Raw genomic sequence first — 12,994 nt, 5'->3', positions numbered from 1 at the left:
CTCGGTGCCCCCTCGGTTATTGTCGTTCTGCCTGTTGTGCTCTGGCCTGTCCAAAAACATCTAGAACAGCTTTCTGAGCTAGCCCCGGCATCTTATAAACAAGTTCATCATGCCTTGCGTCAATACGACTCATAATGTCGTCAGTGTCTGTAGCACCGTTGATTGTCGTATCACCAATACTCAGATTTAGATTGATTGGAGCGTTTACCGTCTGGTTAGTTGTCGGCATGCCGCTATTAGACAATATTTGATCTTGCATCGCTTTGAAGCCAGTTGCAGCAGATTGAAAGTCAGGAAGATTGGAAGCCAAGGCTGTGTAATTTGGCATGTTGGTTAGCAGCTTGGATGTGTCGAGCTTCATGGCTGGCAAACTGCCCAAAAGCCCAGGGGCTTGATTGTCTGGGTCGAGCTTAGAATTATTGTTGACCCCAAACACCCAGTTCCAGAGATTGCCAATCCATCCGCCTTGGTGCTGAGTCTTTGTGTCAATCTTGGAGTAATCATGAGTGCCGACCATCTCCAGTGGAGCTAAACGAGACAAACCAGAGGTCATAGCATCTTGCATCTTCTGGTCCGAACTCTTCTCGCTGCCATCTTGGTTACGCCCGATAGCAAAACGGATCAGGCTTGTTTGAGCCTCTGTAAGCCCCTGATCGAAACTTTTAATTGTTTCACGAAGTGGTTGCATAGCTGCATTCAATTCTCTGTGAGCGTTGATGTTGTCACGCATTACCGAATTGAGTTCTTTGGTATTGTTAATACCTGTGGCGTTCAGAAACTCTTGGTTTTCTTGAAGGGTTTTCGAGAATCCAACGCTCTGTTTCTTCTGATCAAAGATGGATTGGTTCTCAGCAATCATCGTTTCCATACCTTTAGTGATCCAGTCCATTTTAACGCCGCCACCTTTCTTCATGCGTTTGTTGAAAGCGGCCACTGCTTTAACGGGGTCTGTGATCTTTTCTTCTTCACCGAATGCACGGGTTACATATGGAACCAACATAGGAACACGTTCAGAGATTACGTTCCAGTCACTCTTGTCGCCAAGGCCATCAGTAGAAACCTGATTAAGCTGCCTGTTAACTTCGCGGCTGCTATCCTTGGTCAGTCCTGCAACGGCGAATGCTTGTTGACGTAGTTTGTATTCTTTAATGATTTGGTCAGTGTTTTTGCCGAAAGCCTGCTGCATTCCAACAAATGTACGGAAGTCCTCAGACGTTTCATTGCTGATTTCTGCACCAGAGTCATTAGAGAGTTGGATGAATGTATCTTTCCAGAACTTACGAATCTCTGGCGATTTACCCAGGCCTGTGAACGCACCTTCAAACCGTTCAGCATCAATGACGTTCTGTTTACGTTGGGTGATGCGTTCGTTAAGAGAATTGACCAGACGCTCCAGGCCAGCGACGGCTAGGCCGATACCACCAATCGCACCACCAACAGCCATAACACCACCAATACCACTGCCGAACATTCCAGAGCTAGGAGCTGGAGCGTTCTGGCGTGCTTGCCACGCAGCATGACGTTTTTGGGCCATCTGGAACCTAGCCGCGCTCTGAGAGGCATTCTGTGCCTTGTTCTGAGCTGTTTGTTGGGCGGCTGCCATCTTGGCTTGCTGCTGCTGTGCTCTGTGATGTGCTACCTGCTGGGCGTGGTTCATCTGTTGCTGAATACGCTGGAGGTTGGTTTGGGTTGCAAGATGTTGTTGGCTGGCTCTTTGAGTGGCAGCACGGGTCTTGGCTAGGATCGCTTCCAACTTCGCTTGGCGTGTCAAGGAGGCCGTTAGGGCATTTTGGCTGGCTAGCTGAGCCTTGCTAATGCCTTGGTTCTTTGCGTGGCTTGCAGAGGCTTTCGCAGCCACAATAGCGGCATCCTTCTGGCTCTGGAGCGCGGCACTGTTCAACTGAGCTTGAGCCTTGGTGCCTGCGTATTTGAGTTTCTGTTGCTGTAGCTCAGCTGTGAATGTCTTACGCTGTTGGTTGCTAAGTGCCGCTTCTGCTCTTGCCTGACGTTTAGTGGCTGCATCAAGCTTCTGCTTGGCCTTATCAGCGGCTGTTGTGTCAATTCTGAGTTTCAGGGTTTTTGCCATCTGCTTAGAGAGGGCTTCAAATTGTCTTGTGAAAGCTGCCAGCGTTCTGCTGGCATTTCTCATCATGTTCTCAAATCGCTTAAGTCCAGCAAGGTCAACATTGAATTTCAACGAACCTGTTAGCTGGGCGACTTCTTCTTTAAGTCCAGACATGGCAATCCTCCATGATGATTAGTGGTGAAGGCCATTGCTGGCCGCTGGAACAAACTGAGCACGGGCTTTCTGATCGAATTCCTTTGTAATCTCAGCCATTAGAAGTGCCTTACGCTCTTCTTCACGACGATCAAATTCAAGTTGGATTTCCTTAGCGCGCTCTTGAAGCTTTTGCGCTTGTCTATTATGGGCTTCTACTTCTGCAACGTATGCCTTCTCAGCGTTAGCAGCGATGATTGGAATGTAAGTCTCGAATACCGATTCTGGACACTTGCAAACCAAACTAAGAGCCTTGCCCGGCACTGCCATCAAGTGAAGTGTGTTATCCAAGAGTGTCCAACCTTCTGCTTTCAGCTCGGCATACTTCTCCAGGCCTTCGTTTGTAGTCGTGACATAGAATGTGGTGTATGCCGTTGGTTGCAAACTACCTTCGTGGGGAGCAGCGGAACTACGCCGGGCAAAGTCGATTGCATTCTGCACGTATGCAGCTTGTTCAGTTTTAAGGATGCGGCGTGTTTGGTCTTTTGCGTATTGCGTCATTATTTGTTCTCCATGATGTTATTGGTGATGATGGTTTTAACAGCGTTTACGGCTGTGGTTGTTGCTTGACCGAAGCAAGCGAGGGGTAAGGCGGTGCTGCACATGCAGATGAGTGTGAGCATGGTGTCTCCATGATAGTGATGAATGGTGAGCCTTACGGCTGTGGTGTTTCCGGTTGTTCTTGTGAAGCAATGTGAGCGGCCACTGCTGCTGCCTTCAAAGCTTTCTCACGTTCGATCTGTTCAAGTCGTTTCTTTTTTCGGTATAACTTGAAGTAGCAAGATTTAGAACATGTTCGGTTCTTGGATTTGTGCACGGCTACAACGGACTTGCCACAGCAGGCACACTTGACGATTACAGAGGCGTCTCTCTCAGACATAAGGTCTCCTTAAATGTTTGTGCAAAGATTCTAGAAAAGATAAAAAGAAAGCCCAGCGAGGGGCTTTAATGCTTAGTGCTATTTGCTAAAGAGGTGCCCGTTATCCGCCAGTGAACGGGAAACACTGTCACCACTGTCATGGACAGCTTGCGAATTGAAAGATGATAGAAAGGATGCCAGTAGTTCGCACAGATGCTGGCGGCTCTGCAAATAGGCCATGAGAGCCTTGCGACGGAGGAACCATCAGTTGGAACACTGATGGTAGAGATATGTAACAGGCTTGTCTGCCAAGCTGCCTGTCAGAGCTTGAGGACTATACCCGCGATAACTACTGTCATCGAGGTAGAGCAGGAATTAGCATTGGCTACTAAAGGCAGGGAGCCGTTAGAAGATAACTACAAGAAGGATTTGGAGGAGGAAAACTAATGCAGGAGAGTTGAAAACCTTACATTCTCTTGTTTTCTTCCTATGTATGTAATTATACCATTTTAATGGACATTTTGCAACTATTTTCTCTGCGGCTAGTTGATTAATTTGCAAATTTCTGAATGTGGTGAAGTGCTCTTGTCGATGCCTTAAAAGATGTGCATGCACCATCTGGCATAGTAGAAAGGCAAGTGATATCTTGTGGCCACCACTAAGCAGAGAGGTGCAATATGGCGTTCTACCACGTTGTTTTCAGTATGTGCGTTACTATTCAAGGACACCCACAACATTGTGAGGCGGAAAGAATGGTGGATACGATGTTTCATGGCTTGGTTAGCTGCTACTCAGCGGCAAAGGAGGTAGAAACAATGACCGTAGCATCCTTCAAAAAGGAGGCTGCTAGTCAGAACTTCACGCTAGATGATGTTCAAGTGAAGACCCGGTGCATGGATAGCAGCGAAGGCGATAAGTTCTTGAAGAAGAATGGACCGAGCGCCTTGGTCGTCACAGGTAAGAAATTCGAGTAACTCCCACCAGCAGCCCAGCCCAGCCTAGCTGCCTCCCTACGCCTGCTTGGCATATCCCCGCATGGCTTCGCCGTGCCGCTTCACAGCCCGCCCCAGCTTGCGGCGCTCTCTGTGTACATGTGAAATTGTTGCTTGTATGTGCTTACGGTCTTGTTGCTCAGGAACATACCTTGAGCAATTTCCTTGTTATTGCGACCCTGGGCGAAAAGTTGCAGGACCATCAATTCACGATCATTCACCTGTCGGAAAAGCCTGAGGTCGGCGTCTGCTGTTTCGTGGCTGTTGTGAATAACCTGACTGGGGAAGTAGTTGTATCCGGAGAGCACCGCCTTGATGGCACTGAGCAATTCCCCCAGGTCTTCCTGTTTGCACACATAGCCCGCCGCGCCTGATTGCATGCAGCGTACTGCAAACAGCGCCGGCGACTGCGCGGTGAGGATCAGCACTTTCAGTGGCAGGGCCATGGCCTGGAGGCGAGAAAGCACCTCAAGGCCGTCTAGCTTGGGGATGCTGATGTCGAGAATGACCAGGTCCGGGGCGGTTTCACGGACCATCTGCATGGCGTCCACGCCATTGTCCGACTCACCGACGACTTTGTAATTCTGGTTCTCGAGCAACATTCGGACAGCCAGGCGAATGACCGGATGGTCATCGACAATGAATACGGTGTGCATGTTCAACTTTCCTGGGCAAGTGCAGTCAAGCGCACCTTAACCCAGTTGGAACTCGCGCGGGTTGCGAGGAGTGGCGATTAAACGTATATGGGAAATGCCCTACAGAAGAAATCTATTAGAGCTACGAAGTGTAAGCGTCTGAAATGAAATCGCGGCCGTTTGTGTGCTTTTGTAAGTGCGTTTAACTTAAGTGTTCAAGTGTGGGCGCCCTGTGTAGGAAACTTCCTTCAATAAACACTGCCGCGCGGTGGAGGGAGGCGCGGCAGGGTGCTATTTCATGTCGGGCTTGAGCGCCCGGTCATTTCCCGTGCCATCTCGCTGGCGTAGCTGTCGGTCATGCCGGCGATGAAGTCGATCATGCGCAGGAAGGCTGTATGCAGGGAGTCGTGCGGGTGAGGGGCGTTGTTGCCGATAAGGTCGAGTACCCGGCGGCTTTTGAAGGAGGGGGTGCGCCCACCATGCTGTTCGAGCGCGGCGCCACAGAACGTATTGAGCAGAATCTCCAGCGTGGTGTAGGCACCGATCTCATGCAGGGTCTTGCGTTTGTCCTGGAAGATCTTCTGGCGGGCCATGTCCTTGGCCTGGAGCACGCAGCGTTTGGCCGGGCCGTGCATGTGCTCGACCAGGTCGCCCGTCAACTGCCCGGCCAGCAACGCTTGCTGCTGCTCGACGAAGGCGCGGGCGGCTGCGTTGGTCAGGTGTTCGATGGCTTTGCCTCGCAAGATCGCCAGCTTGCGCCGTCGGGAGTCTGCGGGGCCGAGCTGGCGATAGGTTTCGGGCAGGTCATCGCCAACCAGGTCCAGCAGTAACGCCTCGACCTCGGCGTAATGCAGCAACTCCATTTCCAGGCCGTCTTCCAGGTCGATCAGGCCGTAGCAGATGTCATCTGCGGCCTCCATCAGATACACCAACGGGTGGCGTGCCCAGCGCTGTTCTTCCAGCAGCGGCAGCTCAAGCCTGTGGGCGATCTGCTCCAGTAACGGCAGTTCGCTCTGGTAGCAACCGAACTTGTGTTTTTTGTAGCCCAGCGCGTCGGCATGCCGTGCTGTCCACGGATATTTGAGGTAGGTGCCGAGGGTGGCGTAGGTCAGCCGGGTGCCGCCATCGAACTGGTGGTACTCAAGCTGTGTGAGCACGCGAAAGCCTTGAGCATTGCCTTCGAAGTTGAGGAAGTCGCCGCGCTCTTCATCACTCATGTCATCCAGCCAGCCGCGCCCTGCAGCCTGCTGAAACCAGTGCCTGATGGCATCTTCGCCGGAGTGGCCGAACGGCGGGTTGCCGATGTCGTGGGCCAGGCAGGCCGACTGCACGATCATGCCCAGGTCACTGGGTTCGCACCAGTCGGGCAGGCTGTCGCGCAACGTTTCGCCAACCCGCATACCCAGCGAGCGGCCCACGCAGCTGACCTCGAGGGAGTGGGTCAGGCGGGTGTGAATATGATCGTTGCTGGAGACGGGGTGAACCTGGGTCTTGCGCCCCAGGCGGCGAAATGCACCTGAGAATATGATCCGGTCGTGGTCTTTGTGGAAAGGGCTGCGCCCGAGTTCCTCGGGGCTATACAGGGCTTTGCCCAGGCGTTCGCGGGTGAGCAGGGTGTGCCAGTCCAAGGCTCGGTCTCCTGTCGGTCGAAGGACGTAGCTTCACGTGTCGTCGAGCGCTGTGCAAGTGGCAAATCCGCACCGCCCCTGTAAGCGCGGTGCGGGCCTTCAGGGGCGACGGCCACCTTGCAGGTAAAGCTTGACCAGCGGCAGCAGGCTGGTACCCAGGCGTACCAGACGCGACAGGTTGCCGCTGCGCACACCCTTGCCGGTCAGGAAACCCATCGCCACCACGGCGCCAATCCCCCAGAGCGGCGCGTGCTTGATGCCCAGCCCGTCGTGCAACGAACCGCCAACGCCACGCAGGCGTAGCAGTGGTTCGAGCATCTGCCCCGATTCGACGCGGATCTGCTGGCGGTGCATCTCCATTCGCAGGCGCAGCAGCGCCTTGCGCAGCTCACGCGGGTTACGTGTATTCGGCAGTTCAGGCAGGCTCATGGCAACAGGCGCTCCCGGTCCTTGGCAAGTTCTTCGAGGGTGGAACCGAACGGCGACGACTCGTCGAACACTGCGGCCTTGAGCCGCAGCCCGCAGTACAGTGCGGCCAGGCCATAGAATATGCACAGGCCAATGATGCCGGCCAGGCGATAGCTGTCCCACAGCAGTACCAGCAGCAGCCCCGACAAGGCCGTCAGCAGCAGCAGCGCAAACACCAATGCAAGGCCTGCGAACAGCAGCAGGCTCAAGGTGCGCCCTTTCTGCTCCTGCAACTCGATGCCGAACAGTTCGATATGGCTGTGCAACAGCCCCAATATCGCAGCACCCAGGCGCCTGCCCGAGGCGCCGGTGCCGATGGCGTCATTCTCCATGGAAGCCTCTCAGCGCCGATTGGCCAGCAGGCCGATCAACAGGCCGACACCTGCCGCGATCCCGATGGCGTGCCAAGGGTTTTCCTGTACGTATTGTTCGGCGCTGCCCAGGGCAGCTTGGCCCCGTTCGCGGACCGATTCCTGGGTCAGTTGCAAGCTTTCGCGGGCCTGGGTCAGCCGATCGTGAATCTGCTCACGCAGCTCATCGGCCTGGTCCCCCGCCAAGTTGGCGGTATCGGCCAGAAGCTTCTCGGTGTCACGGACCAAGGCCTGGAAGTCAGCCATCAATATCTCTTGTGCAGTCTTTGCCGATTTGCTGGCCATGGTGCTCTCCCTGTGTAGGTGTGTAGGTAGTTCGAGTTACCCGACGTGCGGAAGGTTCAGTGCGGTTGCTGGTATGGGGCTTGCTAACAAGCATGCCACAACGCGGGGCGTTGGCCGCAGCGATGCGCCGATGGAGGGCGCCGACGCCGTGGGATACCGATAAACCTTAACCCAATCCACGACAAACCCAAGAAAAAACCACGCAGGCTTCGCCCGGTTGCTCGCAACGGGCGGTAGGTTGGCACCGATTCGGTGCAGGGATGCAGGTTCTTGAACTGTCATGGTGCCTTTTCTGAAGGTCTGCCAATTCAATGCAAAACATGCACAGCGCGATGGACTCTCTGGTCCACGGTTCCAATACCCTGTTCATTCTCATGGGCGCCATTCTGGTGCTGGCGATGCACGCCGGCTTCGCATTTCTCGAAGTGGGCACCGTGCGGCACAAAAACCAGGTCAACGCCTTGTCGAAGATCCTCAGTGATTTCGCCATCTCGGCCCTGGTGTATTTTTTCATCGGCTACTGGATAGCCTACGGTGTGAGCTTTCTGCAGCCGGCCTCTCAGCTGGCTGCCGACCACGGCTATGCACTGGTCAAGTGCTTTTTCCTGCTGACCTTCGCTGCGGCGATCCCGGCGATCATTTCGGGTGGCATTGCCGAACGTGCACGGTTCGTGCCTCAGCTGTGTGCAACAGCGTTGATCGTGGCATTCATCTACCCGTTCTTCGAAGGCATGGTGTGGAACGGCAACTTCGGTGTCCAGGATTGGCTGAATGTCCACTTCGGTGCTCCGTTCCATGATTTTGCTGGCTCTGTGGTGGTGCATGCCATGGGCGGCTGGCTGGCGCTGGCGGCAGTGTTGCTGCTGGGGGCCCGGCGTGGGCGCTATCGGGACGGCCGGTTGGTGGCCTTCGCACCGTCGAGCATTCCATTCCTGGCGCTGGGGTCGTGGATTCTGATCATCGGCTGGTTCGGCTTCAACGTGATGAGCGCCCAAACCTTGCAGGGTGTCAGCGGGCTGGTGGCGATCAATTCGCTGATGGCCATGGTCGGCGGCACCCTGGCAGCCTTGCTGGCCGGGCGCAATGACCCGGGCTTCCTGCACAACGGCCCCTTGGCGGGCCTGGTGGCGATCTGCGCCGGCTCCGACCTGATGCACCCGATTGGCGCGCTGGCTACCGGCCTGGTGGCGGGGGTGTTGTTCGTGTGGAGTTTCACCGCTGCACAGAACCGCTGGAAGATCGATGACGTGCTCGGGGTCTGGCCGCTGCACGGCCTGTGCGGCGTATGGGGCGGCATTGCGTGCGGCATCTTTGGCCAGGCCGCCCTCGGCGGCATGGGCGGCGTCAGCTTGGCCAGCCAGTTGATCGGCAGCCTGGCCGGTGTGCTGGTCGCGCTGCTCGGTGGGTTTGTGGTGTATGGCGTGATCCGCAAGGTGCATGGCCTGCGCTTGAGCCACGAGCAGGAGTTCCAGGGGGCGGACTTGTCGCTGCACCGTATCGGTGCCACCAGCCAGGATTGAGCGAGGCCAGGTGCACAGGGGGCGGTAGCGACCTAGAATAGGTGTCTCATCCATGCCAAACCGGGTCCCGCTCCATGTTGCCTGAATGCCAACTCTTCGGCACCGTCGGGTGCCACCTGTGCGAAGTGGCCGAAGCCGTCCTGATGCCTTTTGTCGACCACGGTTTGTTGGTCGAACTGGTCGATATCGCCGACAGCGAAGCGCTGTTCGAACGCTACGGCCTGATCATCCCGGTACTGCGCCGCTGTGATACCTCCGCGGAATTGCACTGGCCGTTCGATGGCGAGCAGGTGGTGGCGTTTTTGGCCCAGTGAGGGCGGCCTGTGGAAACGATACCTGCCTGCATGTACGGCATGGCGAGTTGATGATGCTGCGCCGGCGACATTGTTGCCGCCAATCATCAACCCCGTCGAGAACCATGCTATGCGCATCACGCCACATTTCACGCTTGAAGAAATGACCGCTTCACAAGTCGCCGCCAGGGAAGGGTTGGACAATACGCCATCGGCAGAGGCCGTCAGCAACCTGCTGCTGTTATGTCAGGCACTCGAACAGGTGCGAGCCCTTTTTGGCCAACCTGTACTCATCAGCAGTGGCTACCGTTGCGCTGCCTTGAACGCACGTGTCGGTGGGGCACAGCGCAGCCAGCATGTGAGCGGGCTGGCTGCGGACTTCACGTTAGGGGACTACAGCCCCCGAGAAGTCGCCCGCCGTATCAGTGAAAGTGATGTGATTTTCGACCAGTTGATCCTCGAGTTCGACAGCTGGGTTCACCTGTCGGTGACAACGGGCACACCGAGGCGCCAGCTGCTGACCATTCGCAAGGGCACCGGCTATTTGCCCGGCTTGCGAGGATGAACAGGATTGACGCAAAGGCAGGCATGTTCGTATGCTGTATATAAATACAGTATCGAGGTAAGCCCATGCTCAACGTCGAGCAATTGAAATACACCGTTAACCGAATGCCGGTCGAACGGGTGTACGACGCCGTGCTGGAACTGCGCCTCGAAGGCTTGGTCACCGATGACCGTACGCCGTTCGGCAAAGTCCATTTCAATACCTGTTTCGCCGAGATCGAAGCACTTTTCCAGCGGGCCGGCTACCACCGTGGGCTGGATGTGGTGGGTTACCAGGGGTTGCTCTATGCACTCTATGACCCCGGCCGCTGGGAGCCTGTACAGGTGCTGCGCTGGTTGAAAGAACGGAGCGAGGCTGCGGTGCAGGCTGGTTGAGCTGTCGGCCATGGGGGATAATACCCGGCCCTGCCTGTTCCGAGCCTTGCCATGACCACGCCTTTCGACCCCGCCCGCCAGCAAGCCAGTACGGTCTGCCTGCCACCCGGCAACTGGCTAACGGTACTCGATTGCCTGTGCGACCATTTCAAGGCCATCGAGCGTGCGCAGTGGCTTGACCGCTTTGCCCGTGGTCGCGTGCTCGACGCGCAGGGCCGGGCGATTGCCGCCGACCTGCCTTATCGCCGTGGCATGCGCCTGCACTATTTTCGTGAAGTGCCCAACGAGCGACCGATACCGGTACAGGAAACCATCCTGCATGCGGATGAGCACCTGGTGGTGGCCGACAAGCCTCATTTCCTGCCGGTGACGCCGACCGGCGAGTATGTCGAGCAAACGTTGCTGCGCCGCTTGATCCGTCGTCTGGACAACCCTCACCTGGTGCCGCTGCACCGCATCGACCGGCATACTGCGGGGTTGGTGCTGTTTTCCGCCAACCCGCAGACCCGCAGCGCCTATCAGCGGCTGTTTCCCGAGCGGCGCATCGACAAACGCTACCAGGCCATTGCCACTGCCTTGACGCAGCGTGAATTCCCGTTGGTACATAAAAGCCGCCTGGTGCACGGCGAGCCGTTTTTCCGCATGCATGAGGTGGAAGGGGCGCATAACAGCGAAACCCTGGCCGAGGTGCTGGAGAAGAACGGTGAGCTGTGGCGCTATGGGCTGTCGCCAGTCACCGGAAAGACCCATCAGCTGCGGGTACACATGGCAGCATTGGGGGCTGGGATTAGTAATGACCCGTTCTACCCTGAGTTGCTCAAGGTAGAAGATGATTATCAGCGGCCATTGAAGCTGCTGGCGCACAGCTTGCGGTTTGCCGACCCGTTGACGGGGGACGAGCGCTACTTTGAAAGCCGGTTGACGCTGGATTGGTAAGGGCCGCTTTGCGGCCCATTCGCGGGTCAAGCCCGCCCCCCCCCCCAGGTTCTGCAAAATCCTCGGAATTCGCAGACTGGTTGCGGGAGCGGGCTTGCCCTTAGCGGTTGAACCGCTCCACCAGAGAATACTGGCCACCGGCGGTAGTGGTCAGCGCTTCGCTGAGCAACGCCGAGTGCTGCGCCTGTTCGGCGGTCTGGTCGGCCAGCTGGGCGATGGTGCTGATGTTGCGGCTGATCTCGTCGGCCACCGCTGTCTGCTCTTCGGTGGCCGCGGCAATCTGGGTCGCCATGTCAGTAATATTGCCAACGGCTTCGCTGATACCGACCAGCGCCTGGTCCGCCTGCATCACACGCTCGACACCTTCCTGAGCCTGGCGGTGGCCGGTTTCCATGGTCAGCACGGCGTTGTTGGCAGTCTGCTGCAGCTTGGCAATCAGGCCATGGATTTGCCCGGTGGACTCGGCGGTGCGCTGGGCCAGCTGGCGCACTTCGTCGGCGACCACCGCGAAGCCGCGGCCCATCTCGCCGGCACGAGCCGCTTCGATGGCGGCGTTGAGTGCCAGCAGGTTGGTCTGGTCGGCGATGCCTTTGATCACATCGACCACGCCACCGATCTCGTCACTGTCCTTGGCCAGTTGCGTCACGGTCTCGCCGGTTTCGCCCACCGCAGCCGACAGGCGTGCAATGGCATCGCGGGTTTCCCCGGCGATCTGTCGGCCCTGGCTGGTCAGGCGATTGGCTTCCTGGGTGGCATCGGCGGTGCGCTGAACGTGGTTGGCCACTTCCTGAGTGGTAGCGGCCATCTGGTTGACGGCAGCGGCGACCTGTTCGGTCTCCACCCGCTGGCGCTCCAGCCCCGTAGAGCTCTTGTGGGCCAGTGCGTCGGACTGGCGAGCCTGTTCGCTGAGGTGCTCGGCGCTGTCCTGCAGGCGGGTCAGGCAGGTCTTCATGCGCGCGTCCTGGCTGAGCATGGCCATCTCCAGCCGCGCCTGCACACCGCGGCTGTCGGTGAACATCTGCGCGATCAGCGGGTCGGAGGTGGTCTGTTCGGCCAGGCGCAACAAACGCTTGAGGCCACGTTGCTGCCAGCTCAGGCCGAGCAGGCCGAGCGGCACCGACAGGCCGGCGGCCAGCGCAAAGCCCCAGGAGTGGCCGAGCCAGTTGCCGATCAGGAAGCCCACCTGGCTGATCAGGATGAACGGCAGCCAGTCCTGCAGCACCGGTAGCCATGTGTCCCGGCGCGGGACAGCGCTCTTGCCCTGGTTCAGGCGCTGGTACAGGGCTTCGGCGCGGCGGATTTGCTCGGCGGTGGGCTTGACCCGCACCGATTCGAAGCCGGTGACCTGGTTGTTGTCGAAGATCGGCGTCACGTAGGCGTTGACCCAGTAATGGTCGCCCGACTTGCAGCGGTTCTTGACGATACCCATCCAAGGCTGGCCTTGCTTGAGGGTTTGCCACATATGGGCGAACACCGCCGACGGCACATCGGGGTGGCGTACCAGGTTGTGCGGCGCGCCGATCAGCTCCTCGCGCGAGAAACCGCTGATCTCGACGAATGCATCGTTGCAGTAGGTGATCACGCCTTTGGCGTTGGTGGTCGAGATCAACCGTTGTTGGGCTGGGAAAGTCCGTTCCCGTTGAGTGATCGGCTGGTTGTTACGCATGGGCTGAGTAATCCGCAAGGCTTTCGACAGGTATCGGCAAGCCCTTGCTTTAATTGAATGGATATTTAAGTTTGTTGATCTGACGCAACTGCACGCCGTTGCAGTTGCGCTAGCGCAACTGGCC

14 protein-coding genes are annotated in these 12,994 nt (G+C 57.2%); 6 read left to right on the top strand and 8 right to left on the bottom strand.

What is annotated here, in order from left to right:
- Positions 1 to 16: 16 nt before the first annotated feature.
- Both ACFY68_RS17785 and ACFY68_RS17780 read right to left on the bottom strand, forming a co-directional pair.
- Positions 17 to 2,239 carry a hypothetical protein gene (locus ACFY68_RS17785; protein ID WP_387529848.1) on the bottom strand — a complete coding sequence of 741 codons (2,223 nt, stop codon included), beginning with the start codon at positions 2,237 to 2,239 and terminating at the stop codon, positions 17 to 19.
- 18 nt (positions 2,240 to 2,257) lie between these two features.
- Positions 2,258 to 2,779 carry a hypothetical protein gene (locus tag ACFY68_RS17780; RefSeq protein WP_387529845.1) on the bottom strand — a complete coding sequence of 174 codons (522 nt, stop codon included), beginning with the start codon at positions 2,777 to 2,779 and terminating at the stop codon, positions 2,258 to 2,260.
- 1,173 nt (positions 2,780 to 3,952) lie between these two features.
- Between ACFY68_RS17780 and ACFY68_RS17775 the strand changes: the two genes are divergently transcribed.
- Complete coding sequence (locus ACFY68_RS17775) at positions 3,953 to 4,111, top strand: hypothetical protein (protein WP_387529842.1); 159 nt, start codon at positions 3,953 to 3,955, stop codon at positions 4,109 to 4,111.
- Positions 4,112 to 4,191: 80 nt separating this feature from the next.
- Here ACFY68_RS17775 and ACFY68_RS17770 read toward each other — a convergent pair whose 3' ends face one another.
- From ACFY68_RS17770 to ACFY68_RS17750, 5 genes are all read right to left on the bottom strand, one after another.
- Positions 4,192 to 4,785: a response regulator gene (locus ACFY68_RS17770; protein ID WP_387529840.1), complete on the bottom strand. Its 594-nt coding sequence runs from the start codon at positions 4,783 to 4,785 to the stop codon at positions 4,192 to 4,194.
- Between the two features lie 275 nt (positions 4,786 to 5,060).
- Positions 5,061 to 6,392, bottom strand: coding sequence for a deoxyguanosinetriphosphate triphosphohydrolase (locus ACFY68_RS17765; RefSeq protein WP_387529837.1), 1,332 nt, complete (start codon positions 6,390 to 6,392; stop codon positions 5,061 to 5,063).
- Between the two features lie 99 nt (positions 6,393 to 6,491).
- Entirely contained in the window at positions 6,492 to 6,821 is a 330-nt protein-coding gene (locus tag ACFY68_RS17760) for a hypothetical protein (RefSeq protein ID WP_387529834.1), read from the bottom strand.
- Complete coding sequence (locus tag ACFY68_RS17755) at positions 6,818 to 7,192, bottom strand: phage holin family protein (protein ID WP_346613812.1); 375 nt, start codon at positions 7,190 to 7,192, stop codon at positions 6,818 to 6,820. Before ACFY68_RS17755 ends, ACFY68_RS17760 begins: the two co-directional genes overlap by 4 nt.
- Positions 7,193 to 7,201: 9 nt before the next feature.
- Positions 7,202 to 7,516, bottom strand: coding sequence for a YqjD family protein (locus tag ACFY68_RS17750; RefSeq protein WP_346613813.1), 315 nt, complete (start codon positions 7,514 to 7,516; stop codon positions 7,202 to 7,204).
- A 311-nt stretch (positions 7,517 to 7,827) separates the two neighbouring features.
- Here ACFY68_RS17750 and ACFY68_RS17745 point away from each other — a divergent pair, with 311 nt between their 5' ends.
- The 5 genes from ACFY68_RS17745 (at position 7,828) to ACFY68_RS17725 (ending at position 11,204) form a co-directional block, all read left to right on the top strand.
- A complete protein-coding gene (locus tag ACFY68_RS17745) occupies positions 7,828 to 9,036 on the top strand; it encodes an ammonium transporter (RefSeq protein WP_387529830.1) in 1,209 nt (402 codons plus the stop codon).
- Between the two features lie 74 nt (positions 9,037 to 9,110).
- Positions 9,111 to 9,350 (top strand): glutaredoxin family protein, encoded by a 240-nt coding sequence (locus ACFY68_RS17740; RefSeq protein WP_387529827.1) that lies wholly within the window; start codon positions 9,111 to 9,113, stop codon positions 9,348 to 9,350.
- 109 nt (positions 9,351 to 9,459) lie between these two features.
- The gene (locus ACFY68_RS17735) at positions 9,460 to 9,894 is read left to right on the top strand and encodes a D-Ala-D-Ala carboxypeptidase family metallohydrolase (RefSeq protein WP_387529966.1); all 435 of its coding nucleotides are present in this window, start codon (positions 9,460 to 9,462) and stop codon (positions 9,892 to 9,894) included.
- Positions 9,895 to 9,959: 65 nt separating this feature from the next.
- Positions 9,960 to 10,268, top strand: a complete 309-nt coding sequence (locus ACFY68_RS17730; RefSeq protein WP_387529824.1) for a transcriptional regulator — start codon at positions 9,960 to 9,962, stop codon at positions 10,266 to 10,268.
- A 51-nt stretch (positions 10,269 to 10,319) separates the two neighbouring features.
- Positions 10,320 to 11,204: a pseudouridine synthase gene (locus ACFY68_RS17725; RefSeq protein ID WP_387529821.1), complete on the top strand. Its 885-nt coding sequence runs from the start codon at positions 10,320 to 10,322 to the stop codon at positions 11,202 to 11,204.
- Positions 11,205 to 11,304: 100 nt separating this feature from the next.
- Here ACFY68_RS17725 and ACFY68_RS17720 read toward each other — a convergent pair whose 3' ends face one another.
- Positions 11,305 to 12,870, bottom strand: a complete 1,566-nt coding sequence (locus ACFY68_RS17720; protein WP_346613818.1) for a PAS domain-containing methyl-accepting chemotaxis protein — start codon at positions 12,868 to 12,870, stop codon at positions 11,305 to 11,307.
- Positions 12,871 to 12,994: the final 124 nt, after the last annotated feature.

The sequence above is a fragment of the Pseudomonas sp. NPDC012596 genome, assembly GCF_042902325.1.
Classification (GTDB): Bacteria; Pseudomonadota; Gammaproteobacteria; order Pseudomonadales; family Pseudomonadaceae; genus Aquipseudomonas.
The sequence above is the reverse complement of the archived record's forward strand: the minus strand, read 5'-3'. Positions and strand labels throughout refer to the sequence as shown.

Bases quoted from the DNA above. Each gene is read 5' to 3' on its own strand.
- ACFY68_RS17750 (WP_346613813.1), bottom strand. From the start codon at position 7,516: ATGGCCAGCAAATCGGCAAAGACTGCACAAGAGATATTGATGGCTGAC.
- ACFY68_RS17730 (WP_387529824.1), top strand. From the start codon at position 9,960: ATGCTCAACGTCGAGCAATTGAAATACACCGTTAACCGAATGCCGGTC.
- ACFY68_RS17755 (WP_346613812.1), bottom strand. From the start codon at position 7,192: ATGGAGAATGACGCCATCGGCACCGGCGCCTCGGGCAGGCGCCTGGGT.
- ACFY68_RS17725 (WP_387529821.1), top strand. From the start codon at position 10,320: ATGACCACGCCTTTCGACCCCGCCCGCCAGCAAGCCAGTACGGTCTGC.
- ACFY68_RS17720 (WP_346613818.1), bottom strand. From the start codon at position 12,870: ATGCGTAACAACCAGCCGATCACTCAACGGGAACGGACTTTCCCAGCC.
- ACFY68_RS17770 (WP_387529840.1), bottom strand. From the start codon at position 4,785: ATGCACACCGTATTCATTGTCGATGACCATCCGGTCATTCGCCTGGCT.
- ACFY68_RS17775 (WP_387529842.1), top strand. From the start codon at position 3,953: ATGACCGTAGCATCCTTCAAAAAGGAGGCTGCTAGTCAGAACTTCACG.
- ACFY68_RS17785 (WP_387529848.1), bottom strand. From the start codon at position 2,239: ATGTCTGGACTTAAAGAAGAAGTCGCCCAGCTAACAGGTTCGTTGAAA.
- ACFY68_RS17760 (WP_387529834.1), bottom strand. From the start codon at position 6,821: ATGAGCCTGCCTGAACTGCCGAATACACGTAACCCGCGTGAGCTGCGC.
- ACFY68_RS17740 (WP_387529827.1), top strand. From the start codon at position 9,111: ATGTTGCCTGAATGCCAACTCTTCGGCACCGTCGGGTGCCACCTGTGC.
- ACFY68_RS17745 (WP_387529830.1), top strand. From the start codon at position 7,828: ATGCAAAACATGCACAGCGCGATGGACTCTCTGGTCCACGGTTCCAAT.
- ACFY68_RS17735 (WP_387529966.1), top strand. From the start codon at position 9,460: ATGCGCATCACGCCACATTTCACGCTTGAAGAAATGACCGCTTCACAA.
- ACFY68_RS17780 (WP_387529845.1), bottom strand. From the start codon at position 2,779: ATGACGCAATACGCAAAAGACCAAACACGCCGCATCCTTAAAACTGAA.